Here is a 22411-nt window from a genome sequence, read left to right as displayed (position 1 = left end):
CCGTGCCGCCTCCGCGCCGCTCAGGCCCGTCGCACGCCCATCACCGCGCGCCCGAGCCAGCCGCTCCCGCCGATCGTGCGCAGCGCGAGCACGGCGCGCGATCCGCCCGCCTGGAGGTAGATCCCGTCGTCGGGGTTGGTCGTGTCGGCGCCGCCGCGCGGCGCATAGACGCCTCTCGCGTAGACGAGCCGGCTGACGCGGTCGGGGAAGAACAGCTGGCCGGTGTGGACCTCGCGGCCGCCGACGTGGACCTTGACGTGGACGTGCGGCGTGCGGCCCGTGTACCAGCCGGGGTAGATCGTGTCGAAGACGACGATCCCGCCCCTGTCGGCGACCTGGTGGCCGCGCAGCCAGACGCGCGTGTCGCCGTCGACGCCCGAGTAGGCGCCGGCGGCGTTCGCGTGCCAGATCTCGACGTCCGCGCGCGGCAGCGGTCTGCACGTCGCGGCGTCCTGCACGCGCAGGCGCAGCCGCAGCGCGGCGCCGCGCTGGCCGGCCGTCACGTCGCGCCGCTGCGGGGTGCTCGGGACCCAGAACGGCCCCTCCGTCAGCTCTGGCGTCAGCACGCACGTCGCGGCCGCGGCCTCCGCCAGCGCCTCGTCCTCGCTCAGCACGCCCGTCGTCGCCCCGGTCGTCGCGCTCGCCGTCGTAACGGGGTCGGCGCCGTCGCCGCCGCCCAGCCGCGAGAGGCCGAACGCCGCCGCGACCCCGCCGCCACCGAGCAGGACGAGCGCCTCGCGCCGTCCGACCTTCCGTCGTTCGTCCATGGCTCGCGGCCCCTTCGTTCGCCTGCACCGGAGTCGCGATTCTCGCGCGCGAAGCTGGGAGCCGCCTGGGAACCGCGTGAAAGCCAGTCAGCCGCGGAAGCCGACGACCGGCTTCAGCAGCGGCGCGCCGTCATCGCCGCGACGCGGCTCGGCGATCGCGATCAGGCCCGCGGCGTCGGTCAGGCGGACGTACGGCGCCGGCGGCGCCGGCTCGCGGCTGGACGGATCGGGCGGATCGGGAGGCCCGGGCGGCTCGGGGTCGGCGACCGCGACGCCGTGCCCGGCGCGACGCGCCTCCTCCTCCCCCAGCCGGCGTTGCGGCAGGAACGCGAGCGCGTCGCCGAGCGGGACGATCCGCTCGGGATCGGCGTCGGCGACGTCGAACGGGCCGATCGCCGTGCGCCGCAGCTCCTCGCAGTAGGCGTCGCCGAGGTCGGCGACGAGGCTGCGGACGTAGGTGCCCGACGAGCAGCGGATCCCGAACGCGCGGCGGGCGCCGTCGCGCCAGCGCTCCTCGAACGCGTGCACAGCCACCTCGCGCTCGGGCAGCTCGACGTCCTCGCCGCGGCGTGCGCGGGCGTAGGCGCGCTCGCCGTCGACTCTCAGCGCCGAGTAGGCCGGCGGCCGCTGGCGCACGAGCCCGGTCGGCAGCACGAGGTCGCCGTCGGGCACGACGCCCGTCTCGGAGATCTCGCCCTCGCTGTCGCCCGTCGTCGAGACGGCGCCGAAGCGGGCGATCGTCTCGTAGGACTTCTCCAGCGCCATCAGGAACCGCTGCGCGCGCGTGCCGCGGCCGACGAGCACGAGCAGCAGGCCGGTCGCGAACGGGTCGAGCGTGCCGGCGTGGCCGACTCTCGTCTTGCGCGGAAGCGCGCGCCGCACGCGGTAGACGATGTCGTGCGAGGTGACGTCGCGTGGCTTGTCGTACAAGATGACGCCGTCGGCCGGCGTCAGCGGTCCGGAGGGGCCGCTCACGGGCGCCTAGAGCTGCTGCTCGACCTGGTCGCGCAGAAACCCGACCAGCTCGTCCCACGACAGCGCGGTCGAGAAGCCGGCCGCCTGGCGGTGGCCGCCGCCGCCTTGGGCGCGGGCGATCGCGGAGACGTCGACGCGGTCGTCGCTGGCGCGCAGCGAGACCTTTCTGAGCCCTTCCTGACCGGGCCCGAGGCGGTCGCGCACCATCGCGGCGACCGCCGTCCCCTCGACCGAGCGGAGGTGGTCGATGACGCCCTCGGAGTAGTTCTCCTCCGCGCCCGTCTCGCGGTAGTCCTCGGCGGTCAGGCGCGTGAGCGTGAGGCGGCCGCCGTCGTAGCGCTCGACGTTGGAGAGGCCGCGCGCGAGCAGCGCCAGCTTGCCGTACGGGATGCCCTCGTATATCCGGCGGTAGATGTCGTGGACGTCGACGCCGGCGTCGATCAGCTCGGCCGCCATCACGTGGGCGCGCGTGCCGGTGTTCTCGTACATGAACTTGCCGGTGTCGGTGACGAGGCCGACGTACAGCGCCTCGGCGATCGACGTCGTCGGCTGGACGCCGAGGCCGCGCATCAGGTCCCACACGATCTCGGCCGTGCACGACGCCTCCGGCACGACGTGGTTGACCGTCCCGAAGTGCGTGTTGTCATGGTGGTGGTCGACGTTGAGGATGTGCGCGCCCTCGAACTTCAGGGCGTCGGCCGGGTTGCGGTCGATGTTGCCGCAGTCGAGCAGGACGATCGTGCGCTGCTCGATGTCCGGCGGCGGGACGCTGACGAGGCCGTCGAGCGAGAAGAAGCGGTACTCGTACGGCAGCGGGAACTCGTCCGCGTCCATGAACATGATCGAGTCCTTGCCGGCCGAGACGAGGATCTGGTGCATCGCGACGAGCGAGCCGAGCGCGTCGCCGTCCGGGTGCTCGTGCGTGCCGAGCAGGAACTTCTCGGCCCCGCGGATCTCGTCGAGCACCTGGGAGCGCGTCGCGCGCTTCCCGTTCGTGCCGGTCCCGGTCACGCGTCCGCCTCGCGGTCGCCGCCGTCCTCACGGGCCGGCGCGGGCGCGTCTCTCAAGATCTCGGTGATCCGCATGCCTCTGTCGATCGAGTCGTCGTAGGCGAAGACGATCTCGGGCGTGTACTTCATCCGCACCTCGCGCGCGACGAGCCGCTGCAGGTAGCCGGTCGCCGAGCGCAGCCCCGCGAGGCATTCCGCGCGGGTCTCCTCGTCGCCGAGGACGCTGACGTAGACGCGGGCGTGGCGGAGGTCTGAGCTTGTTCTCACGGCGGTCACGGTGACGAATCCGACGCGCGGATCCTTGAGGTCCTGCGTGATCGCGTCGCTGAGCACGGCACGGACGGCCTCGTCGACACGACGCATACGGCTGCCGCTCATCCTATCCGCCGCTCCGAATCTGCGCTAAATCGCTTCTTCACTGGTCAATGCTCCACAGATCTTCGATCGAGACGACGTGGCGGTCGACGCGGACGCCCTGCGGCATCCGCTCGTCCAGCCACCGCTGCACCCTGTCGGCAGCGGCGTCGAGCGCCGGCAGCGAGCCGCTGGTCAGCGCGACCGTCAGCTCAGCTCGCTGCCAGAGGTCCTGATGGCCGGTCTCCGCCACCGCGCAGCCGAGGCGCTGGTGGAGCTGCGCCTTCAGCGACGACAGCTCCTTGCGCTTGCCCTTCAGGCTTCCCGCGTCGGGGAAGTGCGCGTCGATCACCAGCACGGCGACGAAGCCGCCGGCCATCTCATGCCAGCTCGCGCTCGACCTTGCGCGTCGTGTACGCCTCGAGCACGTCGCCTTCCTTGACGTCGGCGAAGTCTCTCAGCACGATGCCGCACTCGAAGCCGGCCGCGACCTCTCTGACGTCCTCGTTGAAGCGCTTGAGCGACGCGATCTCGCCGTCGTAGACGACCGTGCCGTCGCGCACGAGCCGCACTCTGGCGCCGCGCGTGACTCTGCCGTCGGTGACGTAGGAACCGGCGATGACGCCGATTCTCGAAGCGCGGAAGATCGCGCGGACCTCGATCGTCGCGATCTGGTCCTCGACCTCCTCGGGCTCGAGCATGCCCTCCATCGCCGCGCGCAGCTCCTCGATCGCGCGGTAGATGACCGAGTAGGAGCGGATCTCGACGCCCTCGCGGTCGGCGACGCGCGCTGCGTCGCCGATCGGCCGGACGTTGAACGCGAGCACGACGCCGTCAGAGGCCGCACCGAGCATCACGTCGGACTCGTTCACGCCGCCGACACCGCGGTGCACGACGTTGACGGAGATCTCGTCCTGCGGCAGCTTCGCGATCTCGTCCTCGATCGCCTCCAGCGAGCCGGCCACGTCCGCCTTCAGGACGAGGTTCAGCTCCTGCAGGTCGCTCTTGAAGATGTCCTCGAGCGAGATGCGCTTGCCGGAGCGGCGCGCGCGCGCCTCGGTCTTGAGCCGGTTCGCCCGCTCCCCAGCCAGCTGGCGCGCCTTGCGGTCATTCTCGACGACGCGCACGGACTCGCCCGCCTCCGGGACGGTGTCGAAGCCGAGGATCTCGACCGGCTCGCCCGGCAGCGCTCTCTTGACGCGCTGACCGAGGAAGTCGTTCATCGCGCGCACCTTGCCCCAGTGAGGCCCGGCGAACAGCGCGTCGCCGACGTGCAGCGTGCCGCGCTGGATCAGCACGGTCGCGACCGCGCCGCGGCCCGGATCGAGCTTCGACTCGACGATCACGCCGGAGGCCTCGGCCCCGGGGTTCGCGCGCAGCTCCTCGACCTCGGACATCACGAGGATCGTGTCGAGCAGGTTGTCGAGCCCTCTCTTCGTCTTCGCGGAGACGTCGACGAACTCGGTCTCGCCGCCCCACTCGACGGGCTGCAGGCCGAGTCTCGTCATCTCGGTGCGGACGCGGTCGGGCTGCGCGCCCTCCTTGTCGATCTTGTTGACGGCGACGAGGATCGGCACCTTCGCGGCCTTCGCGTGGTCGACCGCCTCCTGCGTCTGCGGCTTCACGCCGTCGTCGGCGGCGACGACGATCACCGCGATATCGGTGACCTTCGCACCGCGGGCGCGCATGGCGGTGAACGCCTCGTGGCCCGGGGTGTCGAGGAACGTGACCGTTCTGTCGTCGTGGTGCACCTGGTAGGCGCCGATGTGCTGGGTGATGCCGCCGGCCTCGCCCGCGGTCACCTCGGTGTCGCGGATCGCGTCGAGCAGCGACGTCTTGCCGTGGTCGACGTGGCCCATGATCGTGACGACCGGCGCACGCTCCACCAGCTCCTCGTCGGAGTCGTCGTAGACCGGATCGGCGTCGACGTCGTCGGCCGCGTGGACGACCTCCGCGGTGCGGTCGAACTCGCTCGCGAGCATCTCGATCGCCTCGTCGGACAGCGTCTGCGTGAGCGTCGCCATCTCACCGAGCTGCATCAGCTTCTTGATGATCTCGGGGACCGGGATGTCGAGGTACTCGGCGACGTCCTTGACGGTCGAGCCGGAGGCAATTCTGACGTGCTCGGGACCGGTCGAGATTCTCGTCTCGAGCGGAGCCGGCTCTTCGTACGTGCCGCGACGGCGCCGGCCACGGCGCTGACGGCGCGGCGGCTGCTGCTGCGGGCCGCCGCCCGGGGTGCGCCGGGAAGCCTGCGAGTCGATCACGACGCGACGGCGACCGCCGCCGCTGGCGCCCGCGCCGCTGCCGGGCAGCGAGTCGCGCGTGGGACGCTGTCTCTGCGCGTCACCGCCGGCCGGAGGACCGCCCGGACCGCTGCCGCGCGCCTGACCGCCGCCGTTGGCGGAGCGCTGCGGGCCGCCGTTGCCGCCGGGTCCGCCGCCGCGCGGGCCGCCGGGACCGCCGGGCCGCTGGCCGCGCGGGCCGCCGGGGCCGCCCTGCCGCTGACCGCCGCCCTGACGCTGGCCGCCGTCGCCCGCGCGCTGTTGGGCAGGCGGAGCCGGGGCCGGTCTGGAGCGGTGGACGATTCTGACTCTCGCTCTCGGTCTCTCCGGAACGGTTCTGTCGCGGTAGGTGCCGGCTCTTCTGACCGGTCTCTGCTTCTTTCTGCTGATGCCGGTCTCGCCGATGACTCTCTGTGCGGCGGTCTCGTCGACCGCCGCCGAGGGCGTCGGCGCGTTGATGCCGGCAGATCTCAACGTCGCAATCAGATGATTGGCGGAGATTCCATGCTCTTTGGCGATGTCGCTGACGCGCTTCTTGCTCATGCAGTATCCAAGTGTACGTTCTCTGAGGAATCGAGCTGTGCGGCCGCCGTTGGAGGCGCCTGCACCGCTCGTCGGAAGGCGCGGTTGAAGCCGCCGCGCGTGCGCGCCCGCTCGAAGCAGTCCTGTGCGCGGCAGGTGTAGGCCCCTCGTCCTGGGAGCCGGCCCTCTGGATCGGCGACGACCACCCCGTCGATCGCGACCCAGCGCTGGAGCGAGCCTCTCGGCGCCGTGCGGCCGCAGCCGACACAGCGCCGACCGCGGGGCTTGCCCGCGGCGGTGCTCGTCTCGCTGCGCGTTATGAGGCGGTCTCCTCCGCGGGCTCCCCGCCCGCCGCCTCCTCGCCGGCCTCCTGCTCCGGCTCGGCATCCGCCTCGCCTTCCGGCGCGACGTCCGCCTCCGCCTCGACGTCCTCCTCGGACGCGGCCTCGGTCTCGTCGAACTCCTCGACCTCGACCTCGACGCCGTCCTCGGCCTCGATGCCCTCCTCGGCCTCCAGCTCGCTCTCGTCGTCGGCGACCGCGGTGCCGCCGCCGGAGAGCGCGGCGACCTCGTCGCTGTCGATCTCGGAGAGCGCCTGGTGGGTCTCCAGGCCGCAGTAGCGCGAGCCCGGCAGCGCCGCGTTCGGGCAGCGACGGCCGTTGAGGGTGATCGCCGCGCAGCGGCCGCCCTGGACCTCTTCCTCCTCGTAGCCGCCCTCGGCCTCCTCGGAGGCGAACTCGGTCTCGGAGCGGATGTCGATCCGCCAGCCGGTCAGGCGGGCGGCGAGGCGGGCGTTCTGGCCCTCGCGGCCGATCGCGAGCGACAGCTGATCGTCGGGGACGATCACCGTCGCCTGCTTGCCGTCGTCGTCGACGAGCACCTCGCGCACGCGGGCCGGCGAGAGCGCCTTCGCGACGAAGCGGGCGGGCTCGTCGTTGTACGGGATGATGTCGATCTTCTCGCCGCGCAGCTCGGAGACGACCATCCGCACGCGCGAGCCGCGCGGGCCGACGCAGGCGCCGACCGGGTCGACGCCGTCGGCGTGCGAGACGACGGCGATCTTCGAGCGGTAGCCGGGCTCGCGGGCGACGTTGGTGATCTCCACCAGGCCGTCGGCGATCTCGGGCACCTCGAGCTCGAACAGCGCCTTGATCAGCTCCGGATCGCGGCGGGAGACGATGATGCTCGGCCCCTTGGTCGAGGCGGAGACGTCCTTGATCACGGCCTTGATCCGCTGCGAGTGGTCGTAGCGCTCGCCGTCGACCTGCTCGGACTTCGGCAGCAGCGCCTCGACACGCTCGCGCAGCTGCACGAGGGTGTAGCGGGAGTCGGACTGCTGGACGATGCCGGTGATCAGCTCACCGACGCGGTCGCGGTACTCCTCGAACATCATGTCCCGCTCGGCTTCGCGGATGCGCTGGAGGATGACCTGCTTCGCCGTCTGCGCGGCGATCCGGCCGAAGTCCTCGGGCGTCACGTCGACGCGCTCGATCTGGTCCTCGTACTCGGCGAGCTTCTCGAAGTCGAGCTCGGGCTCGGGCAGCTCGCGCGCCTCGCCCGTCTCCGGGTCGACGCCCGAGAACTCGGCCGCGATGATCTCTTCCTGCTCGGTGATCAGCTGATCCTCGAGGTCCTCGGGGATCTTCAGCTCCCAGACTGTGAAGTCGCCGAGCTCACGGTCCATCTCGACCTGTGCGTAGGGCGCCGCGCCGGGCTGCTTCTTGTACGCGGACAGGAGGGCGTCCTCGAGGGCCACCATGAGCTTCTCGCTCGAGATGTTCTTCTCGGCCGCGAGGCCACGGACGGCATCCAGGATCTCTTTCGACATGCTGCTTACTCTCCTGGGACGAGGTTGGACCGTTTGATCTCGGTGTAGGGAATCGCCACGACGCCTGTTTCGGCGGCGATCGTGACCTCAGACTCGTTCGCGCCGACGAGCTCGCCGGTGAACGAGCCCTGGCCGCCGTGCGCGCCGCGGGTGCGGACGCGTGCGCGCTGGCCGAGGTAGCGACGGAAGTGGGCCGGCTTGGTCAGCGGACGCTCGCTGCCGGGCGAGGAGACCTCGAGCCCGTAGCGCTCGCGTATGCCGGCGAGATGGTGCGTGACGCGCTCGCAGAGCTCGAGCGAGACGCCGTCCGGATGATCGATGAACAGGCGCACGGTGGTCCCGCCGAGGACCTCGGCGAGAAGGACCTCGACCTCAGGCTCCGTCTTGCTCAGCGTCGTCTCGATCTGCTCTTGGATTCTGCTCACCGCGTGTTCACCTCCTCATAAAAAAAAGTGGGCGAGCGCCCACTTTCGGAACGGCCGCCGGGGATGCCCCGGCGCAGAAAGCTGTGCGCCCAGGTTAGCACCGACGCGTCTGAGGAGTCGCGAATCCGCTGCATTGCACATGCCTTTGCGCGCGATGCGTATCGTGTCGGCCTCGATGACTGCCGACCCCCGCACGATCGTCGACACGTTCATCGCCGAGCTCGACGGCGAGACGCGTCAGCTGGCCTTCGCCGAGTGGGGCGTGACGGTCGACGCGGCCGGCTGGCCGCTGGACGTCGGCGTCGCGATCCGCGACGGGATGCTGCGCGCCCAGGCGCACGTGATCGGCCCCGACCGGATCGACCCGCACGACCTCCTGCGCTGGAACCGCCAGATCCCGTACGTGCGCTTCTCGCACACCAACGACGGCGAGGTCTGGATCCAGGGCGACATGCAGCTCGTCGCCGTCGACCCCGTCCAGCTCGACCGCTTCCTCGGCCTGCTGGTGCTGAGCGCGACGCAGGCGCGTCAGGCCGCCGGGCCCGCGCCGGAGTGAACACCGCCTTCCTGCACTCGGTCTCGCTGCGGCCGCCGGGCGACGGCGAGCCGGAGCGGAGCGGGCATCCGTGGACGCTGCCGGTCGTCGAGGCGCTGGCCGCCGAGACGCTCGCGCTCGATCCTGCCGTGACGTTCCTCGTCGGCGAGAACGGCAGCGGCAAGTCGACGCTGATCGAGGCGCTCGCCGGCGCCGCCGGCATGAACGTCGAGGGCGGCTCGTCGAACTTCGCCTTCTCCACGCGCGAGCAGGAGGGCGGCCTCGGCGACGCGCTGCGGCTCGCGCGCGGGATCCGCCGGCCGCGGACCGACTTCTTCCTGCGCGCGGAGAGCCTCTTCAACGCCGCGACGTACCTGGAAGGCATGCGCGCAGAGCCGTTTGGGAGCGGCGCGCTCGACGCCTACGGCGGCCGCTCCCTGCACGACCAGTCGCACGGCGAGTCGTTCCTCGCCGTCGTGCTCAACCGCTTCGGGCCCGACGGCCTCTACCTGCTCGACGAGCCGGAGGCAGCGCTGTCGGCGCAGAACTGCCTCACGCTGCTGCGGCGGATGCACGAGCTGGTGAGCGACGGCGCGCAGTTCGTCGTCGCGACCCACTCCCCCGTGCTGCTCGCCTACCCGGGCGCGACGATCTACGAGCTGTCGGCCGACGGCATCGAGCAGGTCGCCTACGACGACGCGGCGCCGGTGCAGCTCACGCGCGCCTTTCTGGCGGCGCCGGACGCGTTCGTCCGGCGGCTGCTGGACGCGAGCTGATCAGCGACTGCAGGCGGCGCGGGCGCGGTCGCGATACGTGCGGTAGTCGCGCCTGTCAGGACGCAGACCGGCGGCCTGCGCGAGCGGCGGCAGCGAGTCGGCGTGGCGGCCGAGCTGCTGCAGCGAACGGCCGAGGCAGAAGAGCGCGTAGTCGTTCGTCGGCGCGTGCTCGACGACGGCGGCGAACTCGGCGGCTGCCTCCTCGTACTGCTGCGCGTGGAACAGCGCCCGACCGAGCGCCTCGCGCACCGAGGACTTGTCCGGCGCCTGGTCGCGCGCCTGGCGCAGCGGCACGGCGGCCTGGTGGAAGTCGCCCGCCTCGAGCAGCGCGGTCCCGCGCACGTAGAGCTGGTGGACGTCGGCCATCGGTTCAGTGTAGGCGTGCCATCGGCTGGCCCCGCCGGCTCAGCGGCCGGAGCGCGGCGGCAGCGCGAAGAGGGCGCGCAGACGGCCGCCGAGGCCGAGGCCGCGCGCCAGCTCGTTGCGCAGCGCCCGCCGCTGGCGCGCGGTGACCTCCGGCTCCTCGCCGCCGAAGCGCGCCAGCCGGATCGCGCGCAGGTAGGCGGCCGCGTCCGGCGAGTCGTGGAAGCGCTGCTCCAGCTCCGCCAGCGTCGTGCGCGGCGACGGCGGCCGCCCGGTGCGCCGCAATGCCCGCCGCAGCTCGGCGAGCAGCGCGTCGGCGCCGACCGGCGGTCGCAGCGCCCGCCGCAGCAGCAGGCCGCCGCCGCCCAGCACGATCGCGCCGCCGAGCGCCAGCAGCGCGAGCGGCAGCGACGAACCGTCCTCGCGCTGCGCCGGCGCCGCCGCTCTCGGCGCGACGCCGCTGTCTCTCCGCGGCGCTCTCGGCAGCGACGGCGCGACCGCGCTTCTCGGCGCGGGCGTCTCCGGCGCCTGGCCGGAGAGCGCGGGCGCGGTCGACGGGGTCGGGTCGAATCTGACCCAGCCGATCCGCGGGAACCAGACCTCGACCCACGCGTGGGCGTCGTAGTCGCGCACGACCCACTCGTCGCGCGCGCCGTCGCGCGAGCCGCTCGTGAAGCCGGCGGCGACGCGCGTCGGCACGCCACCGAGCCGCAGCAGCAGCGCCGCCGCGCCCGCGAACTGCTGGCAGTAGCCGATTCTGTCGCGGAACAGGAACGCGTCGAGCGGCAGCGAGCGGCGCGGCGGGTTCTCGTCGTAGCGGAACTCGTCCCCGCGCAGGTAGGCGAGCACGGCCTGCACGTAGGCGTACGGTGTCGGCTGGCCGGCGGCGAGCTGCGCCGCGAGCGCGGCCGCCGGCCCGTACGGGCTGCTCGCGAGCCGCGCGTCGTTGGCGTCGGTGAACGCGGTCCGCGGGGATCCGAACGGCGTCGGCGCCGCGACGCCGCCGCCCGGCGCCCAGCGGGCAGGCGCGAACTCGTCCTGCTGCGGCAGGCCGACCAACAGGTAGCGGTCGATCCAGCCGGGGTAGTCGGTCCCTGCGCCTTGCAGCTCGGTCGGTCGCGGGCGCGGGACGATCGTCTGCGCGATGTAGCCGTCGCCGGGCTCGAGCGGCTCGTCCGACGTCCACGTGCCGGGGCTGATGCCGGGCGAGAAGGTCGTCGGCTCGCGCTGGATCCCGAGCGTCGTGCCGGCGCCGACCACCTCGGAGGTCGAGAACGACCGCAGCGTGACGTGCACGTCGGTGCGCCAGCCGCGCCGCACCAGCGCCTCGCGCGGGACCTCGCCGTCCGGTCTCACCGGCGTCGGCGGCCCGGACCGCGTCCAGCGCACGCCGTCGAAGCCGTCGAGGTTCTGCGCCTTCCAGTACGCCTCGCGTCTGGACTGGACGCGCAGCACCTCGCGCCCGTCGCGCGGCCAGTCGAGCGGGCCGTACGACTGCGACCAGTCGAAGCGCGCGGGATCGGGCGTGTCGAGGTCCTCGACGAGCGCCTGCGCGTCGACCCACGGCTCCTCGCGGTCGAGCCACGGCGTCGCGACGACGCCGCCGAGCCCCGCGACGAGCAGCAGCACGGTCGCCGCCGGCGCGTACGCGCGCGGCAGCCGCTCCAGCCACAGAAACGCGGCGAGCAGGGCGAACAGGACCACGCCGAGGAGCGCCGGAGCGTCCGGCTCCATGATCGCGGCGGGGACGATCGAGGCCGCGATCAACGGCGTTGCCGCCGCCAGCCGCAGCGCGATCCCGCCGCCGAACGGCTCGCCGTCGCGGAACGAGAGGCCGAACCGGGCCCCGCCCGGCCGGCCCACCCCGAGCGCGATCACGCAGCCGAGCGCGAGCAGCAGCGCGCCGCCGAGCAGGATCGCGATCCGCGGCCAGACGTCGGGCTGGCTGTACGGCACGAGCACGCGCGGGAGCTGCTCGATCCCCTGCCGCATCCCGGCCGCGAGGTCGTCCCAGTGGGCGGGGTCGAGCACCAGCGACGCGCTGACGCCCGCGGCCAGCGCGCTCAGGGCCGCCCACGCCACGACGACGACGAGCGCCGCGGGCGCCTGCGCGAGCGGCGGCAGCCGCGCGAGCTGCCCGACCGCCGTGCCGGCGGCGAGCGCGAACGCCAGCAGCAGGAGCATCCGCCCGCCGCCGTACGGCTCGACCAGCGTCCCCCAGCGCAGCGCCGCGTAGGCGGCGAGCGCGGTCAGCGTGACGAGCCGGGCGACCGGCGGCGAGAGCAGGGGTCGCGCCTGCCGGGCCGGATCGGCGGCGCGCCTGCGCCCCTCCGGCGGCGGGGCGAGCCGCGCGCCGTGCCCCGGTCGCCCGGGCGGCGGCGCCTGCGGCGGGGTCGCGGTGGCGCTCACGGCGCGATCGCCTCCCCAGACGCCGCGGACGTTCCCACCGCGCGTTGGCTGACGGCGTAGCCGCGGCAGCCGGCGACGGCGAAGACGGCTTCCCGACCGCTCAGCGCCCCGGGCACGACGAGGGTCGCCGAGCCGCGCGCGAGCGCGCGGGCGGCGGGCGGCAGCTGCTGGATCCGCCGCGCGGCGACGTAGACGAGCGGGCCGCGGCGCATGCCGGCGCCGCTCAGCGCGGGCGCGGGCGTTCTCGCGCCGCCTTCGACCAGCGCGAGCCGCACGTGTGCCGCGGGCCAGCCGGCGAGGTCCTCGGCGATCGTGCTCGGGCGGCGCTCGCCGGGCAGCAGCAGCGCTCCGCCGCCCGCGCGCGCGAACGCGAGCACGAGCGACGCCGCGGCGCGCACGGCGGCGTCCAGCTCGTCGCGCGAGACCGCGCCGCGCGCGTCGAGCACGACGAGCGGGCGCGCGTCGGCCTCGACGCGCAGGCGCCGCTCCATCAGCCCGACGCCGCGCGCGAGCGCCGGCCAGTGGATCCGCGCGGCCGGCGTGCCCTCGCGGTATGGGCGCACGCCGTCGACGTCGGTCGCGGGGGCGCCGAGCAGCGCGGCGATGCCGCCGGAGCGGCCGTCGTCACCGCGCCCGGCGGCGAGCGCGACGGGGCTCGTGCGCGGCAGCACCAGCAGCTCCTCCTCCCCGCTCCCGCGCACGATCCGCCGCGCCAGCTCGAACGGGTCGCGCAGCACCAGCGCGGGCGGCGCGAAGCGGCGGCGGCCGCGCCGGCTGAAGCGCGCGACGACGGTGAAGCTGCGTGCGCGAGAGCCGGTCGGCAGGCGCAGCGGCGCGTCGAGCAGCGGGTCCTCGACGGCGGCGACCGGGAGCGGCAGCTCGCCGGCGCGCACGGTGATCCGCACCGGCACCGGCTCGTCCTCGACGACCCGCCGCACGTCCAGCTCGCGGTGGACCTGGACGCGCCACGCGGCGAGCGCGACCCACGCCGGCGCGAGCAGGCCGAGCAGGACGAAGGCGACGCCCGGCACGTACAGCGGCGAGGCGTCGAAGAGGCCGCCGAACGCCACCAGCACCAGGCCGAGCAGCGCGATGCCGGCGGCGCGGCGCATCAGCTCACAACGCCGGCACCGCCGCGACGGCGTCCGCGATCACCTGTGCGGGACCGACGCCGACCGCCTCGGGCGCGAGCACGAGCCGGTGAGCGAGCACCGGCCGCGCCAGCGCCTGCACGTCGCCGGGCTCGACGTGGCCGCGGCCGTAGAGCATCGCGCGGGCCTTCGCCGCGCGCAGCAGCATCAGGCCGGCGCGCGGGCTGGCGCCCAGCTCGACGCGCTCGTCCGCGCGCGTCTGCGCGAGCAGGCGCACGAGGTACTCGCGCAGCGGCTGCGTCGCCTGCACGCGCGTGGCGGTGTCCTGGGCGGTCAGCACCTCGGCGGCGGTCACGACCGGTTCGAGCGCGAGCACGCGGTCGCCGGCGCCGTGGTCGCCGAGCATCGCGACCTCGTGGTTGAGGTCGGGGTAGCCGAGCGAGACGCGCACCATGAAGCGGTCGACCTGCGCTTCGGGCAGCGGGTACGTGCCCTCGTACTCGACGGGGTTCTGCGTCGCGAGCACGAGGAACGGGCGCGCCAGCTCGTGCGTGTGCACGTCGACGGTGACGCTGCGCTCCTGCATGCATTCGAGCATGCCCGACTGGGTCCGCGGCGAGGCGCGATTGATCTCGTCGACGAGCACGACGTTGGCGAAGATCGGGCCGGGTCGGAACTCGAACTGCCCCTCGCGCTGGTTCCAGATGTTCGAGCCGACGACGTCGGCCGGCAGCAGGTCCGCCGTGCACTGGACGCGCGCGAACTGGCAGTCGATCGAGCGCGACAGCGCCCGCGCGAGCGCGGTCTTGCCGACGCCCGGGTAGTCCTCCATCAGCACGTGGCCCTCGCCGAGCAGCGCGACGATCACGTGCTCCAGCGTGCGGTCCTCGACCTGGACCGCGGTGCGCACGTTCTGCACGATCCGGCGGGCGACGCCGGCTGCCGCCTCACATTCGTGCGGCGCGATCGGGGGAAGCTGGTCCAGGGGTTCCATCGGAGGGAGCGGCCGCGCGCATGCGCACGACCTCGTCGAGGATGGCAGACGCGATCTGCTCCTTGGGCGCGCGCGCCAGCGGCTGCTCGCGCCGCGCGGTCACGATCGTCACCTCGTTGTCGGTCGCGTCGAAGCCGATGTCGGCGCGCGAGATGTCGTTGACGACGATCGCGTCGAGCCGTTTGCGCTCGAGCTTGCCGCGGGCGTAGGCGAGCGCGCCGTCGCCGTGCTCGGCGGCGAAGCCGACGAGCGTGTGGCGGGGCGTGCGCTGCTCGGCGAGCGCCGAGAGGACGTCGGGCGTGCGCTCGAGCGCGATCGCGGTCGGCGCGTCGGCCGCGTCCTTCTTGAGCTTCGTGTCGGCCGGCGCGGCCGGACGGAAGTCGGCGACGGCGGCGGCCATCAGCAGCACGTCGCAGCGCGGGAACTCCTGCGCGCACGCGTCGGCCAGCTCGGCTGCCGTCTCGACGTCGCGGTAGGTGACGCCGCCGGCGCGCGGGAGCGCGACGTTGGCGGCCAGCACCGTCACCTCGGCGCCGCGGCGAGCGGCCTGCTCGGCGAGCGCGAAGCCCATCCGGCCGGACGAGCGGTTGCCGATGAAGCGGACGGAGTCGATCGGCTCGCGCGTGCCGCCTGCGGTCACGAGCACGCGCAGCCCGGCGAGGTCGGCGTCGCCGCTCGGCGCGGCACCCGCGCTGGCCGCGCCCGTCTCGCCGCTCGGCGCGGCCGCTCCGCCGTCCGCGACCGCCGCTTCGAACGCGGCCAGCAGCTCTGCCGGCTCCGCGAGCCGGCCGGCGCCGAACTCGCCCTTGGAGGCGAGCTGGCCGACGCCGGGGTCGACGACGCGGACGCCGCGGGCGCGCAGCGTCGCGACGTTCGCGCGGGTCGCGGCGTGCTCCCACATCGCGTCGTTCATCGCGGGCGCGACGACGAGCGGGCAGCGGGCGGCGAGCGCGGCGCTCGTCAGCAGGTTGTCGGCGAGGCCGTGCGCGAGCTTGGCGATCGTGTTGGCTGACGCGGGAGCGATCAGGAACGCGTCGGCGTTGGCGACGAGCGCGAGGTGGCTGATCGGGTCGTGCTGGGGCGGCGGATCGCCGGGGAAGGCGCCGCGCGCGGGGTCGGGCTCGAACTCGCTCGTCAGCACCGGCGCGCCGGTGATCGCCTCGAACGAGGCGACCCCGACGAAACGCTCGCTCGTCGGGGTCTGGATGACGCGCACGGAGTGCCCCGCGCGCGTTGCGAGACGGACCAGCTCCAGTGCCTTGTAGGCCGCGATACCGCCGCTGACGCCGAGCAGCAACTTCGCCACGGAGCCCTCCGTCCGCCGCTGCCTGCCGGCTAGCGGTAGTGGTACTTGATCTTGCCGCTGGCGACTTCCTCGAGCGCGATCGTGAGGTAGTTCTTCGACCGCGTCTCGACCATCGGGGGCGGGAACTCGTCGAACGTGCCCTCACCCAGATTGTGGTAGTACGAGTTGATCTGACGCGCGCGCTTGGCGGCGACGACGACGCTCGCGTAGTCAGAGTCGACGTGCGCGAGCAGGCGATCGATGCGGGGAGAGATCAAGGAGGCAGGCCTTTCCAGGTCGTTGACCTTCAATTCTAGCTTGTGCGCCGAAAAATCCCAGCACGGCGCCGGGATTCGCCCCTATGCGTCGGCGCCGAGCCAGTCGAGGATCGCCTGGCGCGCGAAGCGCCACTGCTCGCCGATCCGGCGACCGGGCAGCTCGCCGGCCTGCGCGAGACGCGCGACCTCCTCCTCGGCGACCTGCAGCAGTAGCGCCGCGTCGGCGAGCGTCAGCACGTCGCCGACGGGCGGCGGCGCGGCCGTGAACTCGTGGCGGCCAAGCGTGAGGCCGGGCTGGCCCGGCTCGACGACTATGCGGCGGCCGTCGGCGTCGAGCGGGCCGTTGAGGGCGCGCAGCGCCTCCAGGCTCGACGGCGACGCCGGGTCGACGTAGCGGGCGACGAGCCCGCTGATGAGGTCCTGCTTGGAGACCTTCAGCTCGAACGCGGCACGGTCGAGTCGCTGGGCCTGGGCGGTCGGGATGCGGACGAAGAGCGCTTCGCGCTCGGCGCCGCCGGTCTTCGGTTGCGGCATAGCTAGCAAGGTAGCAAGCTAGCTGGATAGCGCAACTCAGCCCGTGGGCAGCTCGCTCTGCACGATCCGCTCCAGCTCCTCAACGGCGTCCTCCAGCCGGTCGTTGACGACCTGGTACTGGAACTCGTCGCGCGCGGTCAGCTCCTCCTCGGCGACCTTCAGCCGCCGCTCGACGTCGTCGGAGCTGTCGGTCCCACGGCCGACGAGCCGCTCGCGCAGCGCCTCCTCCGACGGCGGCACGATGAACACCTGGACGGCGTCGGGCAACGTCTCGCGGACCTGTCGCGCGCCCTGCACCTCGATCTCCAGCACGACCGGGACCCCGCCGGCGGTGCGTCGCTCCAGCTCGGAGCGCAGCGTTCCGTAGCGGCGGCCGGAGTAGTCGGCGTGCTCGACGAACGCGCCGTCGCGAACGCGCTCCTCGAACTGCTCGTCCGTCAGGAAGTGGTAGTGGACGCCGTCCTCCTCCCCCGGTCGCGGCTTGCGCGTCGTGGCGGAGACGGACAGCTCCAACCCGGAGACCCGCGAGAGCAGGTTCCGGATCAGCGTGCCCTTTCCGACGCCCGAAGGGCCGGTGATGACGAAGACGCGCGCCAACTCGAAAGGCGGTGCGCAGTTACCGGCGGAGCAGCGCGACCAGCTCGGCGCGCTGACGCTGGGAGAGCCCGCCGATCGTCTTGCTCGGCGAGATGCGGCACTGCGTGAGGACCTTGTTCGCCTTCACGCGCCCGTACTTCGGGACCGCGAGGAGGAGGTCGAAGACCTTGGCGGTCTCGATGTAGGTCGGCGGCTCCATGAGCAGCTCGTGGATCGCCGCGCGCCCGGCCTTGAGGTCCCGCTTGAGCTGCGCCCGCTTCGTGCGGATCTCGTTCGCGCGGTTGAGCGCGTCCATGCGCTGCATGAGGGAACGCTCCGGCGCAGTCGCGTGCTTGGTGGGCGTGGGGCTGGCCGGCGGCATGGCGGCGAGTCTACATCTTGTGAGGGGGTCATCAAGCGTCAAGGGACGAATTCGTCTCAACCTCGAGTTGAGGTCGAGCGATGTCGAGGCTGGGCTATCAGATGTCATTCTTTTGCAGGAGTTTTCTCGTGCGATCGAGGGTCAAGCGCGCGTCGGGGCGCCAGAACTTGTGCGTTCCCGGCGCAATCTCTCAAGCTCATGGGCGACACGCCGACCGGCGGCCGGATCGCGGAAGCTCTCGGTGCCGACGGCGACCAGTGTTGCGCCAGCACGCAGCAGATCGTCTGCGTCGCGGCCACGTTGGACCCCGCCCATCGCGATCAGCGGGATCGAGACCCGCTGTGCGACGTCGCTGACCTGCGCGAGCGCGACTGCACGAACCGTTGCACCGGAGACGCCGCCGGTCCCCGCCCCGAGCCACGGCTCGCGCGTGCGCGGGTCGAGCGCCATCCCGCGGATCGTGTTGATCAGCGACAGGCCGTCGGCCCCGGCGGCTTCGGCCGCTTCGGCGACGGCGCCCGGGTCCGACGCGTTCGGCGTCAGCTTCACGACGATCGGCTTCTGCGTCAGCGGGCGGACCCGTTCGACCAGCCGCGCCGTCTCGGTCGGGTCCGAGCCCATGATCGTGCCGGTCTCGACGTTCGGGCAGGAGACGTTCAGCTCGAGCGCCGCGACCTCGTCGCGCTCGGCGAACGCGGTCACGAGCTGGGCGACCTCCTCGCGCGTGAAGCCCATCACGTTCACGATCAGCGGCACCGGCAGCCGCGCAAGCTCCGGAAGGTCGTGCGTCAGATAGCCGGCAAGCCCCTTGTTCGGCAGGCCGATCGAGTTGATCAGCCCCGCTGGCAGCTCCCACAGGCGCGGCGGCGGGTTGCCCTCGCGCGGGGCGACCGTGACGGTCTTGGAGACGAACGCGGCGAACGGGAACTGCTCGACGAGCGCGTCGCCGAACGCGCGCTGCGCGGCGATCGCGTCGAACGTGCCGGAGCCGTTGACGATCGGGTGCGCCAGCTCGATGCCGCAGAAGCTGGTCGGAAGCGACGGTGCGGACATCAGTGCCCGGCCCCGGGGACGAGCGCGGTCTCGAGCTGGTCGGCGTCGAGCACCGGGCCGTCGACGCACAGCCGGACGTAGCCGGTCTTCGTCGGCACGACGCAGCCGAAGCAGGCCCCGAAGCCGCACGCCATCCCTGATTCGAGCGCGAGCTGCGCGGGCACGCCGCGCGCGGCGCAGAGCGCGCGCACGGCCTCCAGCATCGGCGGCGGGCCGCACGCGTAGACCTGCGCGTGCGCGTCGCGGTCCAGCTCCTCGACGAGCAGCTCGGTGACGCGGCCGTGGTGGCCGACCGAGCCGTCGTCGGTCGCGACGCGCGCGTCGCGCAGGTAGGCCGCGCCCTCGGCGTGCGGTGCGTCGCGGAAGCCGAGCAGCGGCGCGCCCGCCGCGTCGCCCAGCTCGTCCTGGAGGATCGCCAGCGGCGCGGTCCCGACGCCGCCGCCGACGAGCAGCGGACGGCGGCCGTCGAGGTCGCTCTCGCTCGCGGCGAAGCCGATCCCGAGCGGGCTGAGCAGCCAGACGTCGTCGCCGGCGTCCAGCTCGCAGAGCCGGTTCGTGCCCGGCCCGACGTCTTCGAGCAGGAACTCCGCCTCGCCGGGCGCCGGTACGCGCGCGACGCTGAACGCGCGCGGCAGGAACGGCCGCTCGCCGTCTCCCCCGCCCCAGCGCTCGGCCGCGGCGAGCATCGCGAACTGGCCGGGCCGCGGCGGCGGGCCGTCCGGGTCCGCGACGCGCAGCACGACGTAGCTGCCGTACGTGCGGCGCTCCAGCACCGCGGCGCGGCGCCGCTGCGGCGGCGCGAGCGTGCGCCGCCCGTCGTCGGTGCAGACGGCCGCGGTCACGCGACCGGCGCTCCGGCCGCGGGCGAGCCGTCTCCGACCCGCTGCAGCTCTTGCAGCGCGATCACGGCCGGCACGCCCCGCGCGCCTGCGGCGATCGCCTGCGCGGCGGCCATCGCGCCCGTCATCGTCGTGATGCAGGGGATCCCGGCGGCGATCGCGGCGGAGCGGATCTCCCAGCCGTCGATCCGCGCGCCGGTCCCGACGGGCGTGTTGACGACGAGCTTGACCTCGCCGCGCTCGATCAGCTCCAGCACGTTCGGCGAGCCCGAGCCGATCTTCTCCAGCGCCTCGACGGGGATGCCCATCCGTTTGATCGCCTGCGCGGTCCCGGCGGTCGCGACGATTCTGAAGCCGAGCCCGTGCAGCGCCATCGCGACGCCCGCCGCGGCCGGCTTGTCGCCGTCGGTGACGGTGATGAAGACGGTGCCCTCGGACGGCAGCACCGAGCCGGCCGCCGCCTGCGCCTTCGCGAACGCGGTCGGGAAGTCGTGGGCGATCCCCATCACCTCGCCGGTCGAGCGCATCTCGGGGCCGAGCAGCGAGTCCGCGCCGGCGAAGCGATCGAACGGCATCACCGCCTCCTTGACGCAGACGACGTCGCCGACCGGGTCCTCCGGCAGGCCGAGGTCAGCGATCTTCTCGCCGAGCATGATGCGGCAGGCGAGCTTCGCGAGCGGGAGGCCGATCGCCTTCGAGACGAACGGGACCGTGCGCGAGGCGCGCGGGTTCGCCTCGATCACGTACAGCTGACCGGACTTGTCGACCGCGTACTGGACGTTCAGCAGGCCGACGACGCCGAGCGCCTTCGCGATCCCCTCGGTGTGCGCGCGGATCTGCGCGAGCGCGTCGGGGCCGAGCGAGTGCGGCGGCAGCACGCAGGCGGAGTCGCCGGAGTGGATCCCGGCCTCCTCGACGTGCTGCATGATGCCGCCGATCCAGACGTCGGTGCCGTCGCAGAGCGCGTCGACGTCGACCTCGATCGAGTCCTCCAGGAAGCGGTCGAGGAAGATCTCCTTGCCCGAGCCGTGCGCCGCGCCGACACGGGTCAGGTAGTCCTGCAGGCCGTCGAGCGAGTAGACGATCTCCATCGCGCGGCCGCCGAGCACGTAGCTCGGCCGCACGAGCAGAGGGAAGCCGACGCCGGGCGCCTTCGCCAGCGCCTCCTCGGGCGAGTGCGCCGTCGCGTACGGCGGCGCGCTGAAGCCGAGCTGCTCCAGCAGCCTGCCGAAGCGGCCGCGGTCCTCCGCGTGGTCGATCGCGTCGATGCTCGTGCCGAGGATCGGCACGCCCGCCGCCTCCAGGCCGGCCGCGAGCCGCAGCGGCGTCTGGCCGCCGAACTGCACGATCACGCCCTCGGGCTTCTCGATCTCGCAGACGCCGAGCACGTCCTCCAGCGTCAGCGGCTCGAAGTAGAGCCGGTCGGAGGTGTCGTAGTCGGTCGAGACCGTCTCGGGATTGCAGTTGACCATCACCGCGTCCTTGCCGGACTCGCGCACCGTCATCGCGGCGTGCACGCAGCAGTAGTCGAACTCGATCCCCTGGCCGATCCGGTTCGGGCCTGCGCCGAGGATCACGACGCTGGCGCGATCGCCGCGCACGACCTCGTTCTCGACCACGCCCGATCTGCGCGGCCGCTCGCGGGCGGAGTAGTAGTACGGCGTGCGCGCAGCGAACTCGGCCGCGCAGGTGTCGACCGACTTGAACGTCCGCTCGCCGGCCTCGGCCGCCGCCGGATCGAGCGCCAGCTCCTGCAGCTCGCGCAGGAACCACGGGTCGATCTGCGTGCGCGCGTGCAGTGTCTCGACCTCAACGCCGCGCCGGAACGCCTCCAGCACGAGGTCGAAGCGGTCCGGTCCGCCCTGCTCCAGCGAGAGCAGCAGCTCCTCCAGGTCGTCGTGCGGGACGCCGGGCGAGTCCAGCTCGCGCGAGCGCAGCGCCTTCGCGAACGCCTGCTTGAAGGTGCGGCCGATCGCCATCGCCTCGCCGACCGACTTCATGTGCGTCGTCAGCCCGGCGTCGGAGCCGGGGAACTTCTCGAACGCGAAGCGCGGCCACTTCACGACGCAGTAGTCGATCGTCGGCTCGAAGCTCGCCGGCGTGGCGCGCGTGATGTCGTTGTCGATCTCCTGCAGCGTGTAGCCGACCGCCAGCCGCGCGGCGATCTTCGCGATCGGGAAGCCGGTCGCCTTCGACGCGAGCGCGCTCGACCGGGAGACGCGCGGGTTCATCTCGATGACGATGATCTCGTCGGTCTCCGGGTTGACGGCGAACTGGACGTTGGAGCCGCCGGTCTCGACGCCGACCGCGCGGATCACCGCGATCGCCTGGTCGCGGAGCTTCTGGTACTGCTTGTCCGTGAGCGTCTGCTGCGGCGCGACGCAGACGGAGTCGCCCGTGTGGACGCCCATCGGGTCGAGGTTCTCGATCGAGCAGATGATCACGACGTTGTCGGCGTGGTCGCGCATCACCTCCAGCTCGAACTCGCCCCAGCCGAGGACCGACTCGTCGATCAGGATCTGGTCGATCGGCGACGCCTCGATGCCGCGCGCGCAGATCGCCTCGAACTCGGCCTCGGTGCGGGCGATGCCGCCGCCGCGGCCGCCGAGCGTGAACGCCGGGCGGATGATCATCGGCAGGCCGATGTCCTGGAGGGCGCCGCGCGCCTCCTCCAGCGTCGTGGCGATCGCGGAGCGCGGGACGCGCAGCCTCGCCGTCTCCATCGTCTCGCGGAAGCGGTCGCGGTCCTCGGCGCGGTCGATCGCCTCGTAGTTCGCGCCGATCAGCTCGACGTCGTATCTCGTGAGGGTGCCGTCCTCGTGCAGCGCCTTGGCGAGGTTGAGCGCGGTCTGGCCGCCGAGCGTCGGCAGCAGCGCGTCGGGCCGCTCGCGCTCGATCACCTGCGCGACCGGGCCGGGCAGCAGCGGCTCGACGTAGGTCGCGGTCGCGATCTCCGGGTCGGTCATGATCGTCGCCGGATTCGAGTTGACGAGCACGACCTCGTAGCCCTCCTCCATGAGGACCTTGCAGGCCTGCGTGCCGGAGTAGTCGAACTCGGCCGCCTGTCCGATCACGATCGGCCCGGAGCCGATGATGAGGATCTTTCTGATGTCGGTGCGCTTGGGCATGG

General features: G+C 73.0%; 23 protein-coding genes. 2 read left to right on the top strand and 21 right to left on the bottom strand.

Annotated elements, in window-relative coordinates:
- Positions 1–20 precede the first annotated feature (20 nt).
- From CWOE_RS16105 to CWOE_RS16070, 9 genes are all read right to left on the bottom strand, one after another.
- A complete protein-coding gene (locus CWOE_RS16105; protein ID WP_012934695.1) occupies positions 21–767 on the bottom strand; it encodes an intradiol ring-cleavage dioxygenase in 747 nt (248 codons plus the stop codon).
- Positions 768–854: 87 nt separating this feature from the next.
- Complete coding sequence (truB, locus tag CWOE_RS16100; protein WP_012934694.1) at positions 855–1742, bottom strand: tRNA pseudouridine(55) synthase TruB; 888 nt, start codon at positions 1740–1742, stop codon at positions 855–857.
- A 6-nt stretch (positions 1743–1748) separates the two neighbouring features.
- Complete coding sequence (locus tag CWOE_RS16095; RefSeq protein ID WP_012934693.1) at positions 1749–2753, bottom strand: DHH family phosphoesterase; 1005 nt, start codon at positions 2751–2753, stop codon at positions 1749–1751.
- On the bottom strand, positions 2750–3130 hold the full coding sequence (gene rbfA, locus CWOE_RS16090) for a 30S ribosome-binding factor RbfA (RefSeq protein ID WP_041730564.1): 381 nt from the start codon (positions 3128–3130) through the stop codon (positions 2750–2752). Before rbfA ends, CWOE_RS16095 begins: the two co-directional genes overlap by 4 nt.
- 37 nt (positions 3131–3167) lie before the next feature.
- Positions 3168–3485: a DUF503 domain-containing protein gene (locus CWOE_RS16085; protein WP_012934691.1), complete on the bottom strand. Its 318-nt coding sequence runs from the start codon at positions 3483–3485 to the stop codon at positions 3168–3170.
- A gap of 1 nt (position 3486) precedes the next feature.
- Positions 3487–5934, bottom strand: coding sequence for a translation initiation factor IF-2 (gene infB / locus CWOE_RS16080; protein ID WP_012934690.1), 2448 nt, complete (start codon positions 5932–5934; stop codon positions 3487–3489).
- Positions 5931–6233: a YlxR family protein gene (locus CWOE_RS34485; protein WP_081425387.1), complete on the bottom strand. Its 303-nt coding sequence runs from the start codon at positions 6231–6233 to the stop codon at positions 5931–5933. Before CWOE_RS34485 ends, infB begins: the two co-directional genes overlap by 4 nt.
- The gene (gene nusA, locus CWOE_RS16075; RefSeq protein ID WP_012934689.1) at positions 6230–7741 is read right to left on the bottom strand and encodes a transcription termination factor NusA; all 1512 of its coding nucleotides are present in this window, start codon (positions 7739–7741) and stop codon (positions 6230–6232) included. Before nusA ends, CWOE_RS34485 begins: the two co-directional genes overlap by 4 nt.
- A 5-nt stretch (positions 7742–7746) precedes the next feature.
- A complete protein-coding gene (locus tag CWOE_RS16070; protein WP_012934688.1) occupies positions 7747–8166 on the bottom strand; it encodes a ribosome maturation factor RimP in 420 nt (139 codons plus the stop codon).
- Positions 8167–8341: 175 nt separating this feature from the next.
- On the opposite strand from CWOE_RS16070, the gene CWOE_RS33505 reads away from it, so the two are divergent.
- Positions 8342–8722, top strand: a complete 381-nt coding sequence (locus CWOE_RS33505; protein ID WP_041730563.1) for a YbjN domain-containing protein — start codon at positions 8342–8344, stop codon at positions 8720–8722.
- Positions 8719–9477 carry an AAA family ATPase gene (locus CWOE_RS16060; protein ID WP_012934686.1) on the top strand — a complete coding sequence of 253 codons (759 nt, stop codon included), beginning with the start codon at positions 8719–8721 and terminating at the stop codon, positions 9475–9477. Before CWOE_RS33505 ends, CWOE_RS16060 begins: the two co-directional genes overlap by 4 nt.
- Here CWOE_RS16060 and CWOE_RS16055 read toward each other — a convergent pair whose 3' ends face one another.
- The 12 genes from CWOE_RS16055 to carB form a co-directional block, all read right to left on the bottom strand.
- Positions 9478–9843 (bottom strand): tetratricopeptide repeat protein, encoded by a 366-nt coding sequence (locus CWOE_RS16055; RefSeq protein ID WP_012934685.1) that lies wholly within the window; start codon positions 9841–9843, stop codon positions 9478–9480.
- 39 nt (positions 9844–9882) lie between these two features.
- Positions 9883–12249 carry a DUF3488 and transglutaminase-like domain-containing protein gene (locus CWOE_RS16050; RefSeq protein ID WP_012934684.1) on the bottom strand — a complete coding sequence of 789 codons (2367 nt, stop codon included), beginning with the start codon at positions 12247–12249 and terminating at the stop codon, positions 9883–9885.
- On the bottom strand, positions 12246–13361 hold the full coding sequence (locus tag CWOE_RS16045) for a DUF58 domain-containing protein (RefSeq protein WP_012934683.1): 1116 nt from the start codon (positions 13359–13361) through the stop codon (positions 12246–12248). The genes CWOE_RS16050 and CWOE_RS16045 overlap by 4 nt, the downstream gene beginning before the upstream one ends.
- 4 nt (positions 13362–13365) lie before the next feature.
- The gene (locus tag CWOE_RS16040; protein ID WP_012934682.1) at positions 13366–14334 is read right to left on the bottom strand and encodes an AAA family ATPase; all 969 of its coding nucleotides are present in this window, start codon (positions 14332–14334) and stop codon (positions 13366–13368) included.
- Complete coding sequence (gene coaBC, locus CWOE_RS16035; RefSeq protein WP_012934681.1) at positions 14288–15640, bottom strand: bifunctional phosphopantothenoylcysteine decarboxylase/phosphopantothenate--cysteine ligase CoaBC; 1353 nt, start codon at positions 15638–15640, stop codon at positions 14288–14290. The genes CWOE_RS16040 and coaBC overlap by 47 nt, the downstream gene beginning before the upstream one ends.
- A gap of 29 nt (positions 15641–15669) precedes the next feature.
- Positions 15670–15897: a DNA-directed RNA polymerase subunit omega gene (gene rpoZ / locus CWOE_RS16030; protein WP_041730560.1), complete on the bottom strand. Its 228-nt coding sequence runs from the start codon at positions 15895–15897 to the stop codon at positions 15670–15672.
- Positions 15898–15978: 81 nt separating this feature from the next.
- The gene (locus CWOE_RS16025; protein WP_012934679.1) at positions 15979–16431 is read right to left on the bottom strand and encodes a helix-turn-helix domain-containing protein; all 453 of its coding nucleotides are present in this window, start codon (positions 16429–16431) and stop codon (positions 15979–15981) included.
- A 36-nt stretch (positions 16432–16467) separates the two neighbouring features.
- Complete coding sequence (gene gmk / locus CWOE_RS16020; RefSeq protein ID WP_012934678.1) at positions 16468–17028, bottom strand: guanylate kinase; 561 nt, start codon at positions 17026–17028, stop codon at positions 16468–16470.
- Between the two features lie 19 nt (positions 17029–17047).
- Positions 17048–17332 carry an integration host factor, actinobacterial type gene (gene mihF / locus CWOE_RS16015; protein ID WP_236262108.1) on the bottom strand — a complete coding sequence of 95 codons (285 nt, stop codon included), beginning with the start codon at positions 17330–17332 and terminating at the stop codon, positions 17048–17050.
- A 198-nt stretch (positions 17333–17530) separates the two neighbouring features.
- On the bottom strand, positions 17531–18442 hold the full coding sequence (locus CWOE_RS16010) for a dihydroorotate dehydrogenase (protein ID WP_012934676.1): 912 nt from the start codon (positions 18440–18442) through the stop codon (positions 17531–17533).
- Positions 18442–19284, bottom strand: coding sequence for a dihydroorotate dehydrogenase electron transfer subunit (locus CWOE_RS16005; protein ID WP_012934675.1), 843 nt, complete (start codon positions 19282–19284; stop codon positions 18442–18444). The genes CWOE_RS16010 and CWOE_RS16005 overlap by 1 nt, the downstream gene beginning before the upstream one ends.
- A complete protein-coding gene (gene carB / locus CWOE_RS16000; RefSeq protein ID WP_012934674.1) occupies positions 19281–22409 on the bottom strand; it encodes a carbamoyl-phosphate synthase large subunit in 3129 nt (1042 codons plus the stop codon). The genes CWOE_RS16005 and carB overlap by 4 nt, the downstream gene beginning before the upstream one ends.
- Positions 22410–22411: the final 2 nt, after the last annotated feature.

The sequence above is a fragment of the Conexibacter woesei DSM 14684 genome (assembly GCF_000025265.1).
Taxonomy (GTDB): Bacteria; Actinomycetota; Thermoleophilia; order Solirubrobacterales; family Solirubrobacteraceae; genus Conexibacter; species Conexibacter woesei.
Note: the sequence above shows the minus strand (reverse complement) of the source record. Positions and strands in the feature narration are given on the sequence as shown.

Excerpts from the sequence above, each read along its gene's own strand:
- CWOE_RS16055 (WP_012934685.1), bottom strand. The coding sequence starts at position 9,843 with ATGGCCGACGTCCACCAGCTCTACGTGCGCGGGACCGCGCTGCTCGAG.
- CWOE_RS16040 (WP_012934682.1), bottom strand. The coding sequence starts at position 14,334 with ATGGAACCCCTGGACCAGCTTCCCCCGATCGCGCCGCACGAATGTGAG.
- rbfA (WP_041730564.1), bottom strand. The coding sequence starts at position 3,130 with ATGAGCGGCAGCCGTATGCGTCGTGTCGACGAGGCCGTCCGTGCCGTG.
- CWOE_RS16010 (WP_012934676.1), bottom strand. The coding sequence starts at position 18,442 with ATGTCCGCACCGTCGCTTCCGACCAGCTTCTGCGGCATCGAGCTGGCG.
- carB (WP_012934674.1), bottom strand. The coding sequence starts at position 22,409 with ATGCCCAAGCGCACCGACATCAGAAAGATCCTCATCATCGGCTCCGGG.
- CWOE_RS16025 (WP_012934679.1), bottom strand. The coding sequence starts at position 16,431 with ATGCCGCAACCGAAGACCGGCGGCGCCGAGCGCGAAGCGCTCTTCGTC.
- CWOE_RS16105 (WP_012934695.1), bottom strand. The coding sequence starts at position 767 with ATGGACGAACGACGGAAGGTCGGACGGCGCGAGGCGCTCGTCCTGCTC.
- mihF (WP_236262108.1), bottom strand. The coding sequence starts at position 17,332 with ATGCAGCGCATGGACGCGCTCAACCGCGCGAACGAGATCCGCACGAAG.
- CWOE_RS33505 (WP_041730563.1), top strand. The coding sequence starts at position 8,342 with ATGACTGCCGACCCCCGCACGATCGTCGACACGTTCATCGCCGAGCTC.
- CWOE_RS16045 (WP_012934683.1), bottom strand. The coding sequence starts at position 13,361 with ATGCGCCGCGCCGCCGGCATCGCGCTGCTCGGCCTGGTGCTGGTGGCG.
- CWOE_RS16085 (WP_012934691.1), bottom strand. The coding sequence starts at position 3,485 with ATGGCCGGCGGCTTCGTCGCCGTGCTGGTGATCGACGCGCACTTCCCC.
- nusA (WP_012934689.1), bottom strand. The coding sequence starts at position 7,741 with ATGTCGAAAGAGATCCTGGATGCCGTCCGTGGCCTCGCGGCCGAGAAG.
- infB (WP_012934690.1), bottom strand. The coding sequence starts at position 5,934 with ATGAGCAAGAAGCGCGTCAGCGACATCGCCAAAGAGCATGGAATCTCC.